Origin of the sequence: Halomonas litopenaei (genome assembly GCF_003045775.1) — a bacterium.
Lineage (GTDB): Bacteria > Pseudomonadota > Gammaproteobacteria > Pseudomonadales > Halomonadaceae > Halomonas > Halomonas litopenaei.
Genome location: NZ_PXNS01000005.1, coordinates 383,725 through 402,493, shown reverse-complemented (window position 1 = coordinate 402,493; position 18,769 = coordinate 383,725). Strand labels below are relative to the sequence as shown.

Here is an 18,769-nt window from a genome sequence, read left to right as displayed (position 1 = left end):
CACCCCGCAGGCCGAGGTGACGTTCCTCCAGGATCGGTTGAGGGGTCAGTCGCGGATCAGGTAGTCGTTCTGCTCGCTCCAGCGCTGCTGGTAGGTGCGGTAGTCTTCCAGCAGCGCCTGCATTGCAGGATCGTCTGACGCTTCAACCGTGGCCTCCATCCAGGCCCGACCGCTCTGGGCCAGATCCTCGACAAACTCGGGGTCCAGGCTCACCACTTCATTGCGGCCCGAACGGTAAGCCTCCATGGCCAGCATGTCCTGGTGATAGAACTGGCTCAGGCCTTCATAGGTCGTGAGCTTGGCGGCGGCTTCGATCAGCGGCTTGAGGTCGTCTGGGACGGCCGCCCAGGTGTCCTCGGTCACGACAACCTCCCAAAGGAAGGTGGGCTGATGCACGCCGGGAACCACGATGTACTTGGCGGCTTCATGGAACCCTTCTGGCTGGTTGCTCGATGGGGTTGCCCACTCCACCGCGTCGACACCCTTGCGCTGAAGCAGGGTGTAGGTGTCCCCCGGCGGCACCACGGTCGGCACTGCGCCGTAGTATTCACGCATCACCTCCGCCCAGGGGCCCGACGTACGATACTTCAAACCTTCGAGATCGTCGGCACCATCGATCCTGACGTTGGCGTGAGCGAAGACTTCGGTGGAGCCGATACCGACGATCAAGGAATGCAACCCCTCGCTGGCACGCAGCTCCTGCAAGGCCTCTTGACCGCCCCCCTCGTAGATCCAGTTGATATAGGTCTCCGGCCCCATGCCACCGGGGAAGCCGGCAAAGATGGCGTTGATGGGCTTCTGGTTTACCAGGTAGCTGGGCGTGGAGTGCCCCGCCTCCACGGTGCCTTCCAGCACGGCCTCGTATACCTGCAACGCAGGTACGATCACCCCTGCGCCGAAGGGTTTGATCTCCACCCGTCCCTGGCTGAGGGTGTCGGCGTTATCGGCAAACCGCTCCAGAAAGTTCTCGTAAAAAGGGGAGCCCGCCGGTACCGAGGTCGGCACCTTCCACTCGACGTCAGCCGCCAGGGCAGGCGCCACCAGCCCCATCACCAGACTTCCGATCGCTGCTGCACTCAAGGCCTTGTTGTTCATTGTATTGACTCCATCGGTGTATCCAGCGCCCATCGCCAGATTCCACATTCCCCAACGCTTCGACAGGCCGATACGCCCAGACTCAGGCAACACCGCCAAAACGTAGATTGTATAAAATATATTTACAGGATACCCAAATGCAAGAGCGCCGTGAAAGCCCGCCCCTGTGATCCATCACGACAACAGTCAGCCCAGAACCCGGTCAGGTGGCGCATGCCAGCTCGACGTGACACAACCGCACCAGGCCACCCTGTACCAAGGCGTCGCGCGTCGGCCGAGAGAGCCCGCGAAAAAAGCACGGAGGGAAGGCAGGAAACAGAGAAGGATGCCGAGAGAAGAATGCAGAGAGACGACCAGAGAGCACAGAGCATTAGCAGGCTTGGCAAACCCGTGCCCCCGAGGAGGCAACCATGGGAGAGGGAGCCTCCTTGAGGAGGCACTCCGCTGCACGACATACAGCGGCGCTTATTCTATGAATCCAGGTGCTTGAATTCAGGGGGTCAAACTGTCAGGTTCGCGGCAATGGCTGGTGTTGCCACACCCCCTGAACCACCCTAACCCGGTCGTCGCTGAGGTTGTCGAGCAGGTTACGGCCCATCTCCACGAAGACCTCACCAAAGATCAGCGCAGGACCAGGCAAGCGGGGACGAATGGGAGGACGGTCAGCAGGCCCTGACGCCTGAGGTGACGACTCTCCCCCCTCCTGCCTGGGCGGCTGCGCCTGGTCCGTGTTGGTGCCACCATCGGCTCGGCGGTCAGCCCCGCCCTGCTCGCGACGCCGGTGATGGCTACGCCAGGCCAGCGCCTCGGCGCTGACATCCTCCAGCGCCTGGCGCTGAAACCCGGCGGCCTGGAGGTGTTGCTCGAGATCCTTCAGGGACAACAGTCGGCTATGCTCGGGCGTTCTCGCCCAGGGCACCGGGAGCGATAACGGCGCAGGATTGTCGCCTCGAACCACCTCGTGGAGCACCAACCTGCCACCCGGAGCGAGCACCCTGCGACACTCGCTCAACACAGCGGCGAGGTCCGGCATATTGAGCAGGGCATGCTGGCACCACACCGCCTCGACACTGGCATCCCCCAGCGGCAACTCGGCGGCATCGGCGCACACGAAACGGGTAGTGTCCTCCAGTCCACAGGCCCGACTCAGCCAGGTCGCGACCTCGATGAAGCCCGGCGTGATATCCACCCCCACCACTTCGTAGCCAAGCTCACGGGCCAGCAGACGACTGGCGCCGCCGGTACCGCAGCCCAGATCGAGCAGGCGCGCTGCGCCGCTGGAACCCGTGCCCACACCCGCGAACGCGTCCAAGCGAGGACCGTCCCCCTTGTTCGGGGGCTGGCCGGCATCCCACCCCGCCAGGGCCATCAATCGCCGGCTGGCCGCCCTGCCCCCCAGATGCAGTTGATCGATACCGGCCATCTCGTCATGACTCAGATGGTCGGGGTCGCATCCCGCCTCGACGAAGGCACGTTCGAGCCGAGCCAGCAGGCTTCCTTTGGCATCATAGTGCTGGCCCAGCTGGCTACCTGGCGTTCCTTGCGGGGCCTCTCCTGGTGTCCCCTTTAGCGTCATGCGGCGCTCCTTGCACGTTTATGGCTGCTCAACCTCAAGCGGGAAGCCTCTTGGACAACAGCAGCAAAAAAGACATACACTTCTTGTACGAAAATTATGCAATACATCCAGCGGTGACTCGACTTCCACCCACCTGCCACCCTTCAGGAGCCCTCATGGATACGCAAGGACGCCGGCCTTCGTCGGCCCCGGCTCGAAAGCCGACGCGACGCTCTGCCCTGCTCGCCGCCGTTGGCGCCCCGCTGGTGCTGTCGGCCTGCACAGGCCTGCCCTCTGGCACCCAGCCCATCGATGACTTCACCCTGGAGGACTATCTGGGTCGCTGGTACGAGATCGCGCGCTTCGATCACAGCTTCGAGGAAGGGCTCGACTGCGTCACCGCCGACTACGCCACCCGGGATGACGGTGGCGTCCAGGTGATCAACCGTGGCGTCGACCTGTCCAAGGGCGAGCCCGACGTGGCCGAAGGCAAGGCCTACCTGCTGGAGGAAGACAACGTCGGCCGCCTGAAGGTGAGCTTCTTCGGCCCCTTCTATGCAAGCTACAACATTCTGGCGCTGGATGACGCCGGACAATGGTCGCTGGTCACCGGACCGGACCGCGACTATCTGTGGATCCTCGCCAGAAGTCCCCAGCTTGACGATGCGACCTACCGCTCGCTGGTCCAGCGCGCACAGGATCTGGACTACCCGGTCGAGGAGCTGATAGAGGTCGAACAGGGCGAGGAGTGCGAGCCCTATCGCCAGGGCTGAGCAATAATCAGGCGCTGCCACAGGCCGCCTGACCTCGTCAGAATGTATAACATACAGACCAGTGAACACCTCATACGCTGAAAGGGCGACCACCTCGGTCGCCCTTTCACTGCATGGAGGTCAAGCAATGTCACTGGGAAGACGAGAGTTTCTTGCCGCCACGGCGGCCATCGGCGCCACCGCTGCGGTGCCGTCGCTATTTGCCCACGCCGGCGGCACGCCCGAGCGCTATCCGATCGACGCCTGGCAGGTGGTGGATGATCGCTTCAAGCAGTACATGCTGTTCAACGCCCCGCTGGAACGGGAATGGACGGGCGGACTCTGGCTCGAGGGGCCTGCCTGGAACGCCGTGGGTCGCTACGCCGTGTTCAGCGACATCCCCAGGGCCCGGCAGATGCGCTGGGACGAGGCCAGCGGCCAGGTCAGCGTGCTGCGTGATCATATCGGCCATTCCAACGGCAACGCTTTCGACGATCGTGGTCGCCTGATCGCCTGCGAACACTCGCCGGCCCAGGTGGTTCGCTACGAGTGGGACGGCAGTCGCCATGTGCTGACCAGCACCTTCGACGGCAAGCCACTCAATGCCCCCAACGATCTGGTCACCCTGCCCGGCGGCGCCATCATCTTCACCGACCCCGGCTACGGCGCGCACTCCGACTACGAGGGCAAGCAGCGCTCGCTCGAACTCGAGACCGCCATCTACTACTGGGAGGACGGCATGCAGGAGCCGACCCGTCTGACCACAGAGCTCTACAAGCCCAATGGTATCGCCCTGGGGCCGGACGGCAGCTCGCTGTATGTCACCGATACCGCCCCTTCGCACCATCCCGATCAGCCCGCCACCATCACGCGATTCACCTTCAGCGCCGAGAACAGGACGCTGGCTGGTGCCGAGAGGCTGGTGGAAAGCACCAGCGAGGGCTATGACGGCATGTGCTGTGATGAGGACGGCAACCTCTGGGTCGGCACCTCAGGAGGCGAGGGCAAGGATGGGGTCAGCGTGTTTGCTCCGGATGGCACCCTGATCGGTCGCGTCCTGCTGCCGGAAGTCTGCGCCAACGTCTGCTTCGTCGGAGAGAAGCGCAACCGCCTGCTGATGGCCGCCAGTCAATCGCTGTATACCCTCTATACCGGCGCGCGCGGTCTCTAGGCGCCTGCCGCTGTGGCCGTTCATCTCCAACCCGGCGGCGAATGCTGCCGGGCCTTTCATTATCGCACCCCCGGTTTTCACCAGATCGACGCTCGCTCTTGCGAGGTCCCTCGCTGCCTAAGAAGGTGAAGCGGCATCCGCGCCTCCAGCGATGATCGAATGCCCGACCATCGGCCGCTGACAGGCCACGCCCTGCCCTGTTTCCGTTCGCCCCAGCTCGGCTGGCGAGTCGGCCCGGAGGGTCGCTAGTGGGTAGGTAGTGGGCCAGCTCTGGGCCGATAAGAGGCAACGGGGTCCTCCTGGGGGCTCGCAATGGTGCGGCGACAAGAATTCGATAAATGCCTTGGCAACAAGAAGACTCCCGATGACGTTTGTTCTGACACCCGACTCAGGTTCCCTTTGTTCCTCGCCTCTGGCGGGAGGTCGCCATGCTGGCTGAGTGGCTGACGGCAAGTCTTGAGGCCGATGCGTCGTCCCCCGACCGGCCGATCAAGGGCCGGGAAGGCTCGCTAAAAGGCGGCCGCTATCGGATCGAGGGGCCAGGCCTGCTGCGCCTGATCCCGGACACCGTCGGCGCAGATGCACGCGCCTGCGTGCTGTCCGTCGGCATCCACGGCAACGAGACCGCGCCGATCGAGCTGCTGGGTGATTGCCTGGCGCGCCTGGAGGCAGGGCTTGCCTCTGTCGGTGCTCCGGTATTGGTGATCCTCGGCAACCTCGAGGCGATTCGTCGCAACACCCGCTTCGTCGAGACCAACCTCAATCGGCTGTTCCGGCGGGAACTCGACCAGCCAGGCGACGAGGCCGTCCGCGCGCGTGAGCTGATGGCCGCGGTGGATGCCTTCTTCGCCGACCACAGCCAGCTGCCAAGGCTGCACTACGACCTGCACACCGCGATCCGCGACAGCCACTACCCACGCTTCGTGGTGGACCCTTTCGCCGAGACTCGTACCGATAGCGAGCAGTGGCACTGGATGGCCGGCGCGGGCATCCAGGCGGCGCTCAAGCAGCATCAGCATAGCTGGACCTTCTCCCACTACAGCAAGCACTACCACGGCGCCCAGGCGTTTACCCTGGAACTCGGCAAGGCGTTGCCGTTCGGCCACAATGATCTCGAGCCACTTGAACCCATGGGCCGGCTGATTCAGTCGCTGATCGCCGGACAATTGCCCGAGTCGGGCGAGATCCAGCAGCTGGATGGCTTTGCGGTGGCTGTCGAAGTGTTCCGTGAAAGCGAGGACTTCGCGCTGTGCTTTGCCGATGACATTCCCAACTTCACCGAGTTCGCCCCCGGTACCGTGGTGGCGCGTGACGCCCAGGCCGGCGATACCCGTATCGGTGACGAGCCGCTCAAGGTGGTGTTCCCCAACGCCAGGGTAGAACTCGGCGCTCGAGCGGCGCTGCTGGTGCGCCCGGTGAGGCTAACATCAGCGTGAGATCGCACCTCTTTTACTTACAATAAATATATACATAACAACAACCTGGAGATAGACGCATGACAACTCCCGCCCCTATACTCGACGAAGGTCTATACCCCCTCGGATCAGCTTCGTCTGCTGCGCCGTTCCAAGCCTGTTAGAATCCCCCGTTTTTTTCGCGCCAGCCCGCGCCATCCGGCCGGCCCACCCGGCACGGCCGATTCTATCTGGAGCCCGATTCATGGCTGATACACCAATTCCGCTGGAAGTGCGCAATATCAAGAAGCGCTTTGGCAACACCGAAGTGCTCAAGGGGCTGTCTCTCGAGGCCCGCAAGGGGGACGTCATCACCCTGATCGGCGCCTCCGGCTCCGGCAAGAGCACCTTCCTGCGCTGCATGAACCTGCTTGAACAGCCCAACGAGGGCGAGCTGTTTGTCCACGGCGAACAGATCCGCTTCAAGGAAACCAAGCACGGCCGCGAGCCTGCCGACTGGAACCAGGTGGTACAGATGCGCGCCAAGCTGTCGATGGTGTTCCAGAGCTTCAACCTCTGGGCCCACATGACGCTTCTGGAGAACGTCATCGAAGCGCCTGTCCACGTGCTCAAGAAGTCGAAGAAGGAGGCCATCGAACACGCCCGCGCCCTGCTAAAGCGGGTCGGCCTGGCCGAACGCGCCGACTATTATCCGGCCCAGCTTTCCGGTGGCCAGCAGCAGCGTGGCGCCATCGCCCGGGCACTCGCCATGGACCCGGAGGTCATGCTGTTCGACGAGCCAACCTCGGCGCTGGACCCGGAGCTTGTCGGCGACGTGCTCAAGGTCATGCGTGACCTGGCCGAGGAAGGCCGCACCATGATCGTGGTAACCCACGAAATGGCCTTCGCCCGCGACGTCTCCAGTCAGGTGATCTACCTGCACCAGGGTCAGGTCGAGGAAGCGGGTCCGCCCGACCAGGTGCTGGGCAACCCCAGCTCCGAGCGACTCAAGCAATTCCTTGCACCCAAGCGCTGAGGCGGCCAGGAGAGACCCATGATTGACCTTCACGGTTACGGGCCACGCCTTCTCGAGGGGGCGCTGGTCACCATCGAACTGGCGGTGCTGTCACTGATCCTGGCCATCGGGCTTGGCCTTGTCACCGCCAGCGCCAAGATGTCGCGCAACTGGGTGGCCCACCGCCTGGGCACCCTCTATACCACCATCATCCGCGGCGTACCGGACCTGGTGCTGATGATGCTGCTGTTCTTCGGCGGCCAGATCGGCATCAACATGGTCACCGACTGGCTGTATGCCCGCTTCGGTATCGACATCTTCATCAACGTCAACGAGTTCGTCGCCGGCGTCCTGACCATCGGCCTGATCTTCGGTGCCTATATGGGCGAGACCTTCCGTGGCGCCTTTCTGGCGGTGGACAGCGGCCAGATCGAGGCAGGCCGCGCCTACGGCATGAGCCACGCCCTGGTGTTCCGCCGTATTCGCTTCCCGCAGATGATGCGCCATGCCCTGCCGGGCCTGTCCAACAACTGGATGGTGCTGTTGAAGACCACCGCCCTGGTCTCGGTGATCGGCCTGTCCGACATGGTGCGGGTCGCCGCGGAGGCCTCCAAGGCCACCCGCGAGCCCTTCCTGTTCATGATCATCGTGGCGGTCATCTATCTGCTGATCGCCAGCGTCTCGGAGTGGTTCTTCGCCAGACTGCAGAAGCGCTACGACATCGGCTTCGGAGGGCATGACTGATGGATTCACTGCTTGCCTCAATCGAAGCACTGCTGGCCGACAACACCATCTTCACCCTCGACACCCTGTCGTACTACGGTGAGGGCCTGACCACCACGGTCCAGCTGGTGTTCCTGTCATTGATCGTCGGCCTGATCGCCGCGGTGCCACTGGCCATTGGCCGAGGTTCCAAGCGCCGCTGGATCAAGATGCCGATCTTCTTCTACACCTATGTGTTCCGCGGCACGCCGCTGCTGGTGCAGCTCTACCTGATCTACTACGGCGTGGTGTTCGTCGAGGGCATCCAGGACACCTGGCTATGGGTACTGCTGGAGAAGCCGTTCTTCCCGGCGCTGGTGGCGTTCTCGTTGAACACCGCGGCCTACACCACCGAGATCTTCCATGGTGCGATCAAGGCTACCCCGCGTGGCGAGATCGAGGCGGCCAGGGCCTACGGCATGCGCTACTCGCTGATGATGCGCCGCATCGTGCTGCCCAGCGCCTTCCGCCGGGCGCTGCCGGCCTACGGCAACGAGGTGATCTTCATGCTCCACGCCAGCGCCATCGCCAGCGTCGTGACCATCATGGACCTGACCGGTGCGGCACGCTTCGTCTATGCCCGCTACTACGCGCCCTTCGACGCCTTCCTGTTCGTGGCGGCGATCTACCTGTGCCTGACCTTCGCCATCCTGTACCTGTTCCGCTATCTGGAAAAGCGCCTGCTGGCCCACTTGAAGCCGGCCTCCGGTTAAGCCGTCGTGACGCCGGAGGCCACCGCCTCCGGCGCCGTCGCGCTATCGTCAAACAAGCGTTGGGAACTGGCGTTTCATTTCTGCCGCCCTGCCCTTCCTGAGAGGGCCCCGATTCGCTAAGGTGATGGTATGCGTCCACAAGACGCCCTCCCATCGCATCAACACCCGCTTATCAATAACAAGGGTTTACCTATATGACACTGCGCAAGCTCTTTACCGCTGGCCTGATCGGCACCGCGGTTCTCGCTTCTACCGCCCAGGCCGAGGTTCGTGACATCCGCATCGGCGTCGATGTGCCCTACGAGCCGATGGAATACCGCACCCCCGACGGCGAGCTGACCGGCTTCGACATCGATCTGGGTAACGCTCTTTGTGCTGAAGTCGGCATCCAGTGCGAGTGGGTGGTTCAGGGCTGGGACGGCATCATCCCCGGCCTGATGGCGCGCAAGTACGACGCCATCATGTCCTCCATGACCATCAACGACGAGCGTCGTGAGCAGGTGCTGTTCTCCGACCCCTACTTCACCCCGCCGTCCGCCTGGTTCGCCCCGACCGACCTGGAGATGGGCAACCCTGACGTCGAGTCCCTCGAGGGTCTGACCATCGGCGTGCAGCGTGGCACCCTGCAGGACAACTACGTCACCGACCTGTACGGCGACGTGGCCGATGTCAGCCGCTACGCCACCGCCGACGACCTGGTGCTGGACATGGACTCCGGCCGCGTCGACATCGGCTTCCTCGACTATCCGGTCGGCAAGTCGACCCTGCTGGACAGCGAGGCAGGCGACTACAAGGTGGTCGGTGAGCAGATCACCGAGCCCAAGGAGTACTTCGGTGACGGCTTCGGCATCGCCTTCCGTCAGCGTGACGAGGACCTGGCCAAGGCCTTCAACGAGGCGCTCGCCACCCTGAAGGACAACGGCACCTACGAAGAGATTCATGCCAAGTACTTTGCTGAATAAGTCTTTGCTGAATAAGCATCTTGCTGAAGCAACAAGTCCTGCCCGAGCCAACGCCTCGAGCAGGCACCGCGCCGGACCCTCTTGGGTCCGGTGTCACCACCGGCACTCGCTGGAACACTTGCTGTAGCACTCGCTAGAACACTCGACAGCACCTTGAAGCGACAGGACATCTTCGTGCCCCTGACCTGGCTCCCCATCTTCGCAGAGTCCCTTCCCCGGCCGCCCTGGCTGGATGGCTTTGCCCTGAGCGAATGGTTCGACGAATAGCGTCCCCGGCGTATACTCCAACGCCTTGAAAGTTCTGCTTGTTCGCCCTCCCCTGGCGACATTCCCCTGCCTGTCGGCAGCCCCCTGCTGATGCATCGCTGCAGGGGTCATATGCTGTGGTTATTCACTCTTGTCCAAGGAAGTCCCCATGAATCGTTCTCCCCTGCTGCTCGCCTCCGCCCTGTCCGCGCTGATGATCGGCGCAGGCCCAGCACTCGCCGATGAGCCGCTTCGCCTGGCCGTCGATGTGCCCTACGAACCCTTCGAGTACAAGACCGCCGACGGTACCCTGACCGGCTTCGAGATCGACCTGGGCAACGCCGTCTGCGAGCGCCTCGAGATCCAGTGCACCTGGGTCGAGCAGCCCTGGGACGGCATGATCCCGGCGCTGATGGCGCGCAAGTTCGACGCCATCATGTCGTCCATGGCGATCACCGAGGAACGCAGCCGCCAGGTGCTGTTTTCCGAGCCCTACTACACCACCCCGAGCGCCTGGATCACGCCGCGCGGCCGCGACATCGACATCGCCGACAAGGCCAGCCTCGAAGGCCTGAGCGTCGGCGTGCAGCGCGCCACCCTGCAGGATCGCTACGTCACCGACCTGTACGGCGATGTGCTCGAAGTGCGCCGCTACGCCAGTGCCGACGACGTGGTCGCCGACCTGCGTGCCGGCCGCCTGGACCTGACCTTCATGGACTATCCGATCGCCGAGGCGATGATCGACATCGATACCGAACAGAGCGACTTCGTGCGCATCAGCGACTTCATCAAGGAGCCCGAGACCTACTTCGGCCAGGGCGTCGGCGTGGCCTTCCGCAAGCGCGACCGTGAACTCGCCGAGCGTTTCAACGAGGCCCTGGCCGAGCTCAAGTCAGACGGCACCTACGACGAGATCATGAACGAGTACTTCAGCTACGACGTCAAACTGTGAACGTTGCCCTTTATCGTTCAGGCCGGCCTGCCCCAGGGCCGGCCCTGTCTCGGGAGCCGCCATGCTGACCCTTCTGAAGAATGCCCGCCTCTACGCCCCTGCCGCGATGGGCCTGAAGCACCTGCTGATCACCGACCGCCGCATCGCGGCGGTGCTGGAGCCCGAGGCCAGCGTCGATGAACACTTTCCCGGCCTCGAGGTACACGACCTCGAGGGCCGGCGGGTCATCCCTGGCCTGGTCGATCCGCTGGTGCACATGACCGGCGGTGGTGGCGAAGGCGGCTTTGGCACCCGCACCCCCGAGCTCCGCCTCGAGGATGCCATCGCCTCCGGCGTCACCACCCTGGTGGGGGCGCTCGGCACCGACGCTCTGACCCGCACGCCGGCCAACCTGCTCGGCAAGGTACGCGAGCTCGCCGCCGGCGGCCTGAGCTGCTACGCCTACACCGGCTCCTACCAGCTGCCGCCGGTGACCCTGACCGGCTCGGTGGCCGAGGATATCGTCCATATCCCCGAGTTCATCGGCGTCGGTGAGGTCGCCATCAGCGACCATCGCGGCTCCCAGCCCAGCGCCCATGAGCTTGCTCGGCTGGCCTCCGAGAGCCGCACCGCAGGAATGCTCGCCGGCAAGTCCGGGATCGTCTTCATCCACACCGGCGACGCCGAAGGTGGCCTGGAGATATTGCGTGAGGTAGCACGCACCACGGCCTTGCCCATCGCCCAGTTCATGCCGACCCACATCAACCGCACCGCGGCGCTGTTCGAGGATGGCCTGCGCTTCGCCCGGGACGGCGGGCGGATCGACTTCACCACCAGCACCACGCAGGAGCTTCTGGCCGACGGCGAGGTGCCTGCGTCAGAAGCCGCCGCCAGGGCGCTCAAGGCCCGCGTCGACCCTTCGCGCATCAGCCTGTCCTCCGACGCCAACGCTTCCCTGCCCCGCTTTGACGCCGAGGGGCGATTCGTCGGCCTCGAGGCTGGCCGCCTGGACAGCCTGTTCGAGGTACTGGGCGAGTGCGTCAACGACCACGGCATCGCCCTGGAGGTCGCCGTGGGCCTCGCCAGCACCCACGCCGCAGACGCCCTCGGGCTCAAGCGCAAGGGACGTCTGGCGGTCGGTCAGGACGCCGATCTGCTGGTGCTCGGCGACGATGACTGGGCGATCGACCAGGTCTGGGCGCTGGGCCAATGCCTGCATCGGCGTGACACGAATCGTTAGGCGTGTAAGGATCTCTCCATCACCACGACTGATTACGGTCCCGCAAGCTGGCGTGTAACCTTGATGGCAAGCCATCGCGCCGAGCCTGCGTCTCCCCCACCCACGAGGAGAGCCCATGAAAAGCTATGAAAAGTCACCCGAGGCCATCGCCCGACTGAACCGCGAGCAGTATCGGGTCACCCAGGAAAGCGGCACCGAGCGTCCCGGCACCGGGGAGCACCTGCACAACCAGGAGCCCGGCATCTACGTGGACATCGTCTCTGGCGAGCCGCTGTTCGCCTCGTCGGACAAGTACGAGTCCGGCTGTGGCTGGCCCAGCTTCACCAAGCCGATCGAGCCGGCCTACGTCAACGAGCTGGTGGATTCGTCCCATGGCATGATCCGCACCGAGGTGCGCTCATCCCACGGTGACAGCCACCTGGGTCACGTCTTCAACGACGGCCCCAGGGACAAGGGAGGCATGCGCTACTGCATCAACTCGGCGTCGCTCAGGTTCATCCATCGCGATGACATGGAAGCCGAGGGCTACGGCGAATATCTGAATCAAGTCGAGGAGGTCTGAACATGGCACAACAACGCGCAGTTCTCGCAGGCGGGTGCTTCTGGGGCATGCAGGATCTGATTCGCCAGTTGCCAGGGGTCGAGTACACCCGGGTCGGCTACACCGGTGGCGACGTGCAGAACGCCACCTATCGTAACCACGGCACCCACGCCGAGGGTATCGAGATCCTGTTCGATCCCGACGTGATCAGCTATCGCAAGCTGCTGGAGTACTTCTTCCAGATCCATGACCCGACCACGCCCAATCGTCAGGGCAACGACCGTGGCATGTCCTACCGCTCGGCCATCTACTACGTGGACGAGGAGCAGAAGCGTGAAGCGCTCGACACCATCGCCGACGTGGAAGCCTCGGGTCTGTGGCCCGGCAAGGTGGTCACCGAGGTCGAGCCGGTGGGGGATTTCTGGGAGGCCGAGCCCGAGCACCAGGACTACCTGCAGCGCATTCCCCATGGCTACACCTGCCACTTCCCGCGCAAGGACTGGGTACTGCCCAGGCGCACCGAAGAGGCCTGATGCGCGTCGTCTGACAACGCCAACCAGGCCATCGCATCACAGCACCCACCAGCGCCGCCCCTCGGGGCGGCGCTGTCGTGTCCGGCTCCAGGTGTCCTGTCCGGGCTCTCTGCAAGGGGAGACGCGGGCTTGCGCCAGCCGGGCTCAACGCCGCGGATGGACGCCACCGACGTGGGCATGCTCCAGCGTCTCGGGGGGATCGACCGGCTGGGACAGTTCATTGAGGATGCCGCACTCGCCGACCTTGCCCTGGCCTGCGCAGCGACGACGCAGGCCTTCCAGTTCGACCTTGAGCCTGGAGAGCTGTGCGATCCTCTGCTCGACGTGCCCCAGGTGCGCCTCGATCAGGGCGTCGGCCTCCTCGCAGGGCTGCTCGGGATCGTCCTGACAGACCAGCAGCGCGCGGATCTCGTCCAGCGTCATGTCCAGGGCGCGGCAGTGACGGATAAAGTCCAGGCGCTCGGCGTGGGCCTCACGATAGAGTCGATAATTGCCCTCGCTGCGCGCAGGCTCGGGCAGCAGTCCTTCGCGCTCGTAGTAGCGCACCGTCTCCACCTTGACCCCGCTGCGTCTTGCCAGCTCGCCGATCTTCATGGATTTTCCTCCCGCCAAACGTCCGTCCATTCTGGCCAGGCATCGACTGTCTCGTGCCAGCCCTTGACCCTATAGTGACTACAGGGTGTCAACTCTGACTCAGAGACCCGAGTGGAGTTCCCAGAATGGTAGATTCCCCCAAGATGGCAGATTCCCCTGAAGAGCGCAGCGCGAAAAGTACGAGCAAGGCCGGCTGCTGCGCCTCCAGTGCCACGCCCCGCACTGAAACCAAGACCGAAACTAGAGACGAAACAACAAGCGAAACCAGGCCGGCGGGAACCAGTACCTGCTGCGGGGCAGCCGAGACTGCCGACACCCCACAGAGCAGCGAAGCGTCCCCTTCGGCCAGCCGTCTTGCGCTGACCATCGACGAGATGTGCTGCCCCACCGAAGAAGGCGTGCTCAGAAAGGCGCTGGCCGATCTTCCCGGGGTCGAGGCACTGAGCTTCCAGCTGATGCAGCGTCGTCTGGTCGTCCATCACCACGGTGTCGATCGCGACGCCTTGGCCGCCCGTGTCCGCGACACCGGCATGACGCCTCGCTTCGAGGATGACCAAGGCGCCAACGCCGCCGATGATTCCCGCAGCACCACGACGACGCCCTGGGGGCGCCTCGCGCTGGCCGGCATTCTGGCCCTGGGCGCCGAGGCCATCGGCTGGCTCGGGCTGACCGCAGGCTTGCTTACGCCGCTGCTGGCCATCGTCGCCATCGCCCTGGTCGGCATTCCCACCTGGAAAAAGGGCCTTGTGGCGCTGCGCCACGGCACCCTCAACATCAATGCGCTGATGAGCGTGGCGGTAACCGGCGCCATGCTGATCGGCCACTGGGCCGAGGCGGCCATGGTGATCGTGCTGTTCACCCTGGCCGAGCACCTCGAGGCCGGGTCGCTTGCACGCGCGCGCCAGGCCATCTCAGGACTGCTCGACCTGGCCCCACCCAGGGCACGGGTGCTTGATGAAGGAGAGTCTGGCAGCGGCGAGTGGCGCGAGATCGACGCTGACGACGTCGCCATCGGTGATCTGGTCAGGGTACACGCTGGCGAGCGTCTGGCGCTGGACGGCGAGATCGTGCGCGGTGACCCTAGCCTGGATGAGGCGCCGATCACCGGCGAGAGCCTGCCGCGTGATCGCTCCCTCGGCGAGAGCGTCTACGCCGGCTCCATCAACCTGGCCGGCGACTTCGACTACCGCGTCACCCGGCGGGCCAATGACACCACCCTGGCGCGCATCATCCACGCGGTGGAAGAAGCCCAGTCCCGTCGTGCGCCTACGCAGCGCATCATCGATCGCTTCGCCGCCATCTACACCCCGGTGGTGTTCGTGCTGGCCGGGCTGGTCGCGCTGGGCTGGCCACTGCTCGGCCTCGGCCCCTGGCTCGACGGGGTCTACCGCGCCCTGGTGCTGCTGGTCATCGCCTGCCCCTGCGCGCTGGTGATCTCCACCCCGGTAACGGTGGTCAGCGGCCTCGGTGCCGCCGCACGCCAGGGTATCCTGATCAAGGGCGGCGTCTTTCTCGAGCAGGCCACCCGACTCACCCACCTGGCGCTGGACAAGACCGGCACCCTGACCGAGGGCAAGCCACGGCTGGTGCGCTCAGCTGCGCTCGGTGACAGCAGCGACGCCGAGGGACAGCGCCTGGCCCTCGCCCTGGCGGAGCGCTCCAACCATCCGGTGTCCCGCGCCCTGGTGCAGGGGCTGGGCTCTCAGCCTGCTTCTCAGCCCGCGGTGTCACTGGAAGGTGTCGAGGAGCGCGGCGGTCGTGGCCTGGTGGCAAGCGAGGCCGATAGCGGTGCGACGGTGTGGCTCGGCAACGCCCGCCTGGCCGGCGAGATGGGGGTCAGCCAGGCCCAGCTGAACAGTGAGGACAGTGACGCCGACGCCGACGACGACGCCGGCATCGTCTGGCTGGGGCGCGACGATCGGCTGCTGGCCTACTTCGCGGTCAGGGACGCCCTGCGCATCACCAGCCGCCAAGCCATCGAGCGCCTACACCGCCAGGGAGTGAGCGTCAGCATGCTCAGCGGCGACGCCCAGGCCAGGGTCGACGCCATCGCCCGTGAGGCCGGCATCGACGAGGCCTACGGTGAGCTGTTGCCTGAGGACAAGCTGGCGCGCCTGGACGCGCTGTCCCGCCGCGGTGTGTGCGCCATGGTCGGCGACGGCATCAACGACGCCCCCGCACTGGCCCGGGCCGACATCGGCATCGCCATGGGCGCGGCAGGCAGCGACGTGGCCATCGAGACCGCCGATATCGCGCTGATGAACGACGACCCGGCCAGTCTGCCGCGGCTGATCGACCTGGCCCGCAGCACCCGCCGCCTGCTGGTGCAGAACATCGCCCTGGCGCTCGGCATCAAGGCGGTATTCCTGGCCCTGGCGCTGACCGGCCACGCCACCCTGTGGATGGCGGTGTTCGCCGACCTGGGCTCGAGCCTGCTGGTCGTCGGCAACGGACTGAGGATACTCAGACAGCGGTTTGATTGAAGCGCAGTCTCCACTTTGCCATCACGGCGTCGTCGATGCGTCCGGCCAGCGAGGCCTGGCCTGGCGTGTCCGCCAGCTATTTGGCGGCCAGACCTCAATCGCTACCATGTTCTCGAATATACTGTTTCAGGGCCTGGTCGATGCGGCGCTGCCAGCCATCACCGCCCTGCTTGAAGTGGTCAATGACGTCCCGAGACAGACGGATCGACGTCTTCACCTTCGTCGGCGTTCGTTGCGCCCCCCGCTGTCCGATGGCCCGTTTGAGGTTTGCAGGCAACACCTCATCCATGGGGCGCATACGTTCGATATCCTCATCGGTGAGTTCCCGGACCTCACCTGTCCTGTCCGTGAGTCGCCTTGTCATAGCGCCGCACCTCCCGAGCGTTGGCCTTTCTCAAGCTGATGACGCGAATTCCACCTTCAATCGGCGTGAAGCACACCACGTGGGCCCGCTGACCGATCATCCCGATGGCAACAAACCGACGCTCCGGGTAATCGTTGCGCTTGTCTTCGGTCAGTAGCGCCCCTTCCCAATCGAAATGAGACACCTCGCTGAAGGGCAGGCCGCGCTCTCTGGCATTCCAAGCGCTCTTCCCCGGATCGAAGTCGATGATCATGCTTTAAATGTATGGACAAAAAAAGGACAAGAAGGTTCGTTCTCCCACAACGCACTCGTTGCCGAAACTAATGCTTGCCAGGTGCCTTGGCTGCCACCACCAAATAATGGCCTCCATCTTGCGTCTCGTCACCCCTCCCTGACCGCCATCGCCTCGCGCATGAAGCGCAGTATCCACTCGGCCATCACGCCGTCGTCGATACGTCCGGCCAGTGAGGCCTGGCCCTGGCGTACCCGTTCTTCCCCGACCAGGCCCTGGCGCAGGTGCATCAGGTCGCGGGAGTAGTCGGGGCGAAACTCGGGGTGGCCCTGGACGCCGAGAAAGCAGCGGCCGACGCGGATCAGGTAGTGGGGGCAGAAGCCGCTGCCGCCCAGGGTCGAGGCGCCTTCGGGCAGCGTCTCGACCTGATCCTGGTGGCTGACCAGCAGGTCGAGGTCATGCTGCCAGGGGGTCATCCAGGGCTCGCGCTCGCCGACCCGATTGTTGGAAAGCCCCACGCCCCAGCCCTTGGGACTCTTGATCACCTCGCCGCCCAACGCCTTGACGATCAACTGATGACCGAAGCACACCCCCACCAGCGGCTTCTCGGCGCGATAGAGCGCGCGCACGAAGTCCTCAAGCCGGGCGATCCAGGCGTGGCCGTCGTTGACCCCGAACTTCGAGCCGGTGGTCAGCCAGGCGTCCACTGCCTCGACGTCATCGGGAATCTCGCCGTCCAGGCAGCGGTAGACCTGCCACTCGAGGCTGACCCCCAGAGAAAAGGCCGCCGGCGCCAGCAGCGCCTCGAACATGGCCGGATAGTTGCCGTGGGCGTCGATCAGCTCCGGCGCCACGTCGTCGCACTGCAGTAGACCGATTCGCATGATGTTCTCCATCACCAGTACTCCCTTGACGCTGGCCGGCCACCTTGCCAGAGACGACCCGGGCGCCGCCAGGGCTACGTCATCGGGCGGGGCCGGGCGCTATACCAACGCTATACCAAGCGCTATAGCCGGCCCTGCTGGGCCGCCAGGAAGATGCGTTGATAATCCTCGGCCGTAAAGGCGATGGGATTGCTGGCCGCAGACGGGTCGACCACCGCCATTTCGCCGATCTTCACCGCTTCGGCGTCGTCGATGCCGATGGCCGCCAGGTCGTGGGGGATCGCGAGCCGCTCACGCAGCTCGAGCACCCAGTCGATGGCACTTGAGGTGCCCGGCTGGCGGATATCGAGATAGCGACACAGGCGCACCATGGGCTCGCCGATGGCGCGCTCGTTGGCCTTGAGCACATAGGGCATCAGGATGGCGTTCAAGGTGCCATGGTGGGCGTCGTACAGCGCCCCCAATGGATGGGCCAGGGCATGCATGGCGCCGAGCCCCCGCTGGAAGGCGGTGGCGCCCATGCTCGATGCCACCAGCATGTTGAGCCGGGCCTCCAGGTCGTCGCCGTGGGCGTAGGCCCGGGGCAGATAGTCGCGGACCCGGCGCATGCCCTCCACCGCGATGCCCTCGGCCATGGGGTGATAGCCCGGCGCGCACCAGGCCTCCAGACAGTGGGACAGGGCATCCATACCGGTAGCGGCGGTAACCGCAGGGGGCAGGCCCACGGTCAGGGTCGGGTCCAGGATCACCCGGGCCGGCACCATGCCGGGGTGGAAGATGATGCGCTTGACCCGCTCGGCCTCGTCGGTGATCACCGAGGCGCGTCCCACCTCCGAGCCGGTACCGGCGGTGGTCGGCACCGCCACCAGCGGCACGATGGCGTCGCCGTCGGCGTTCTTCCAGTTGTCGCCGACGTCCTCCAGCGACCACAGCGACAGGCCGTCGCGCTGATTGGCCATCAGCGCCACCGCCTTGGCCGCGTCGAGTCCGGAGCCTCCGCCGAAGGCGATCACGCCGTCGTGTTCCCCCTGGCGGAAGGCGTCGACGCCGGCGATGACGTTGGCACCGGTGGGATTGCCCTTGATCTCGGCAAACAGCCCCGCCCTGAGTCCCTCGGACGCGCAGTGATCGAGCACCTCGCGCACCATCGGCAGCGCCGCGAGCCCCGGATCGGTGATCAACAACGGCGCCGTCATGCCAAGCTCTCGACACTGGGCCGGCAGGTCACGAATCCGACCGGCGCCGGTGAGGATGGCCGAGGGGTAGTTCCAGCTGGTGGTGTAGCGGCTGATATCGCTCATG

19 protein-coding genes are annotated in these 18,769 nt (G+C 64.8%); 12 read left to right on the top strand and 7 right to left on the bottom strand.

The features are described from left to right. Positions 1-45 precede the first annotated feature (45 nt). Together dctP and C6W88_RS10580 are read right to left on the bottom strand one after the other, a co-directional pair. Positions 46-1,095: a TRAP transporter substrate-binding protein DctP gene (gene dctP, locus C6W88_RS10585; RefSeq protein WP_108132408.1), complete on the bottom strand. Its 1,050-nt coding sequence runs from the start codon at positions 1,093-1,095 to the stop codon at positions 46-48. A 508-nt stretch (positions 1,096-1,603) separates the two neighbouring features. Next, positions 1,604-2,671, bottom strand: coding sequence for a class I SAM-dependent methyltransferase (locus tag C6W88_RS10580; RefSeq protein ID WP_231498608.1), 1,068 nt, complete (start codon positions 2,669-2,671; stop codon positions 1,604-1,606). A 155-nt stretch (positions 2,672-2,826) separates the two neighbouring features. Here C6W88_RS10580 and C6W88_RS10575 point away from each other — a divergent pair, with 155 nt between their 5' ends. The 11 genes from C6W88_RS10575 (at position 2,827) to msrA (ending at position 12,910) form a co-directional block, all read left to right on the top strand. Next, positions 2,827-3,423: a lipocalin family protein gene (locus C6W88_RS10575; RefSeq protein WP_108132407.1), complete on the top strand. Its 597-nt coding sequence runs from the start codon at positions 2,827-2,829 to the stop codon at positions 3,421-3,423. 127 nt (positions 3,424-3,550) lie between these two features. Further along, positions 3,551-4,573, top strand: a complete 1,023-nt coding sequence (locus tag C6W88_RS10570; protein WP_108132406.1) for an SMP-30/gluconolactonase/LRE family protein — start codon at positions 3,551-3,553, stop codon at positions 4,571-4,573. 428 nt (positions 4,574-5,001) lie between these two features. Further along, positions 5,002-6,009 carry a succinylglutamate desuccinylase gene (locus tag C6W88_RS10565; RefSeq protein WP_045992791.1) on the top strand — a complete coding sequence of 336 codons (1,008 nt, stop codon included), beginning with the start codon at positions 5,002-5,004 and terminating at the stop codon, positions 6,007-6,009. Positions 6,010-6,232: 223 nt separating this feature from the next. Further along, complete coding sequence (locus C6W88_RS10560) at positions 6,233-7,003, top strand: ABC transporter ATP-binding protein (RefSeq protein WP_045992792.1); 771 nt, start codon at positions 6,233-6,235, stop codon at positions 7,001-7,003. Between the two features lie 18 nt (positions 7,004-7,021). Further along, positions 7,022-7,726 carry an ABC transporter permease gene (locus C6W88_RS10555; RefSeq protein WP_108132405.1) on the top strand — a complete coding sequence of 235 codons (705 nt, stop codon included), beginning with the start codon at positions 7,022-7,024 and terminating at the stop codon, positions 7,724-7,726. After that, positions 7,726-8,457 (top strand): ABC transporter permease, encoded by a 732-nt coding sequence (locus C6W88_RS10550; protein ID WP_108132404.1) that lies wholly within the window; start codon positions 7,726-7,728, stop codon positions 8,455-8,457. The genes C6W88_RS10555 and C6W88_RS10550 overlap by 1 nt, the downstream gene beginning before the upstream one ends. 194 nt (positions 8,458-8,651) lie before the next feature. Continuing rightward, positions 8,652-9,419: a transporter substrate-binding domain-containing protein gene (locus tag C6W88_RS10545; RefSeq protein ID WP_371931862.1), complete on the top strand. Its 768-nt coding sequence runs from the start codon at positions 8,652-8,654 to the stop codon at positions 9,417-9,419. Between the two features lie 415 nt (positions 9,420-9,834). After that, positions 9,835-10,617 carry a transporter substrate-binding domain-containing protein gene (locus C6W88_RS10540; RefSeq protein WP_083970403.1) on the top strand — a complete coding sequence of 261 codons (783 nt, stop codon included), beginning with the start codon at positions 9,835-9,837 and terminating at the stop codon, positions 10,615-10,617. 61 nt (positions 10,618-10,678) lie between these two features. Further along, on the top strand, positions 10,679-11,836 hold the full coding sequence (iadA, locus tag C6W88_RS10535) for a beta-aspartyl-peptidase (protein ID WP_108132403.1): 1,158 nt from the start codon (positions 10,679-10,681) through the stop codon (positions 11,834-11,836). A 115-nt stretch (positions 11,837-11,951) separates the two neighbouring features. Further along, complete coding sequence (msrB, locus tag C6W88_RS10530) at positions 11,952-12,398, top strand: peptide-methionine (R)-S-oxide reductase MsrB (RefSeq protein WP_108132402.1); 447 nt, start codon at positions 11,952-11,954, stop codon at positions 12,396-12,398. Positions 12,399-12,400: 2 nt separating this feature from the next. Further along, positions 12,401-12,910, top strand: coding sequence for a peptide-methionine (S)-S-oxide reductase MsrA (gene msrA, locus C6W88_RS10525; RefSeq protein WP_045992797.1), 510 nt, complete (start codon positions 12,401-12,403; stop codon positions 12,908-12,910). Positions 12,911-13,054: 144 nt separating this feature from the next. On the opposite strand, the gene cadR is transcribed toward msrA, so the two are convergent. Next, positions 13,055-13,504: a Cd(II)/Pb(II)-responsive transcriptional regulator gene (gene cadR / locus C6W88_RS10520; RefSeq protein ID WP_045992798.1), complete on the bottom strand. Its 450-nt coding sequence runs from the start codon at positions 13,502-13,504 to the stop codon at positions 13,055-13,057. 125 nt (positions 13,505-13,629) lie between these two features. Between cadR and C6W88_RS10515 the strand changes: the two genes are divergently transcribed. After that, on the top strand, positions 13,630-15,987 hold the full coding sequence (locus tag C6W88_RS10515) for a heavy metal translocating P-type ATPase (RefSeq protein WP_231498607.1): 2,358 nt from the start codon (positions 13,630-13,632) through the stop codon (positions 15,985-15,987). 94 nt (positions 15,988-16,081) lie between these two features. On the opposite strand, the gene C6W88_RS10510 is transcribed toward C6W88_RS10515, so the two are convergent. From C6W88_RS10510 to C6W88_RS10495, 4 genes are all read right to left on the bottom strand, one after another. Next, complete coding sequence (locus C6W88_RS10510) at positions 16,082-16,351, bottom strand: BrnA antitoxin family protein (protein ID WP_108132401.1); 270 nt, start codon at positions 16,349-16,351, stop codon at positions 16,082-16,084. Continuing rightward, positions 16,320-16,604 (bottom strand): BrnT family toxin, encoded by a 285-nt coding sequence (locus C6W88_RS10505; protein WP_108132400.1) that lies wholly within the window; start codon positions 16,602-16,604, stop codon positions 16,320-16,322. The genes C6W88_RS10510 and C6W88_RS10505 overlap by 32 nt, the downstream gene beginning before the upstream one ends. A gap of 128 nt (positions 16,605-16,732) precedes the next feature. Beyond that, a complete protein-coding gene (locus tag C6W88_RS10500) occupies positions 16,733-17,467 on the bottom strand; it encodes a glutamine amidotransferase-related protein (protein WP_108132551.1) in 735 nt (244 codons plus the stop codon). A 122-nt stretch (positions 17,468-17,589) separates the two neighbouring features. Continuing rightward, the gene (locus C6W88_RS10495; protein ID WP_181248599.1) at positions 17,590-18,768 is read right to left on the bottom strand and encodes an iron-containing alcohol dehydrogenase; all 1,179 of its coding nucleotides are present in this window, start codon (positions 18,766-18,768) and stop codon (positions 17,590-17,592) included. Position 18,769 lies beyond the last annotated feature (1 nt).

Bases quoted from the DNA above. Each gene is read 5' to 3' on its own strand.
- dctP (WP_108132408.1), bottom strand. From the start codon at position 1,095: ATGAACAACAAGGCCTTGAGTGCAGCAGCGATCGGAAGTCTGGTGATG.
- C6W88_RS10580 (WP_231498608.1), bottom strand. From the start codon at position 2,671: ATGACGCTAAAGGGGACACCAGGAGAGGCCCCGCAAGGAACGCCAGGT.
- C6W88_RS10575 (WP_108132407.1), top strand. From the start codon at position 2,827: ATGGATACGCAAGGACGCCGGCCTTCGTCGGCCCCGGCTCGAAAGCCG.
- C6W88_RS10570 (WP_108132406.1), top strand. From the start codon at position 3,551: ATGTCACTGGGAAGACGAGAGTTTCTTGCCGCCACGGCGGCCATCGGC.
- C6W88_RS10565 (WP_045992791.1), top strand. From the start codon at position 5,002: ATGCTGGCTGAGTGGCTGACGGCAAGTCTTGAGGCCGATGCGTCGTCC.
- C6W88_RS10560 (WP_045992792.1), top strand. From the start codon at position 6,233: ATGGCTGATACACCAATTCCGCTGGAAGTGCGCAATATCAAGAAGCGC.
- C6W88_RS10555 (WP_108132405.1), top strand. From the start codon at position 7,022: ATGATTGACCTTCACGGTTACGGGCCACGCCTTCTCGAGGGGGCGCTG.
- C6W88_RS10550 (WP_108132404.1), top strand. From the start codon at position 7,726: ATGGATTCACTGCTTGCCTCAATCGAAGCACTGCTGGCCGACAACACC.
- C6W88_RS10545 (WP_371931862.1), top strand. From the start codon at position 8,652: ATGACACTGCGCAAGCTCTTTACCGCTGGCCTGATCGGCACCGCGGTT.
- C6W88_RS10540 (WP_083970403.1), top strand. From the start codon at position 9,835: ATGAATCGTTCTCCCCTGCTGCTCGCCTCCGCCCTGTCCGCGCTGATG.
- iadA (WP_108132403.1), top strand. From the start codon at position 10,679: ATGCTGACCCTTCTGAAGAATGCCCGCCTCTACGCCCCTGCCGCGATG.
- msrB (WP_108132402.1), top strand. From the start codon at position 11,952: ATGAAAAGCTATGAAAAGTCACCCGAGGCCATCGCCCGACTGAACCGC.
- msrA (WP_045992797.1), top strand. From the start codon at position 12,401: ATGGCACAACAACGCGCAGTTCTCGCAGGCGGGTGCTTCTGGGGCATG.
- cadR (WP_045992798.1), bottom strand. From the start codon at position 13,504: ATGAAGATCGGCGAGCTGGCAAGACGCAGCGGGGTCAAGGTGGAGACG.
- C6W88_RS10515 (WP_231498607.1), top strand. From the start codon at position 13,630: ATGGTAGATTCCCCCAAGATGGCAGATTCCCCTGAAGAGCGCAGCGCG.
- C6W88_RS10510 (WP_108132401.1), bottom strand. From the start codon at position 16,351: ATGACAAGGCGACTCACGGACAGGACAGGTGAGGTCCGGGAACTCACC.
- C6W88_RS10505 (WP_108132400.1), bottom strand. From the start codon at position 16,604: ATGATCATCGACTTCGATCCGGGGAAGAGCGCTTGGAATGCCAGAGAG.
- C6W88_RS10500 (WP_108132551.1), bottom strand. From the start codon at position 17,467: ATGCGAATCGGTCTACTGCAGTGCGACGACGTGGCGCCGGAGCTGATC.
- C6W88_RS10495 (WP_181248599.1), bottom strand. From the start codon at position 18,768: ATGAGCGATATCAGCCGCTACACCACCAGCTGGAACTACCCCTCGGCC.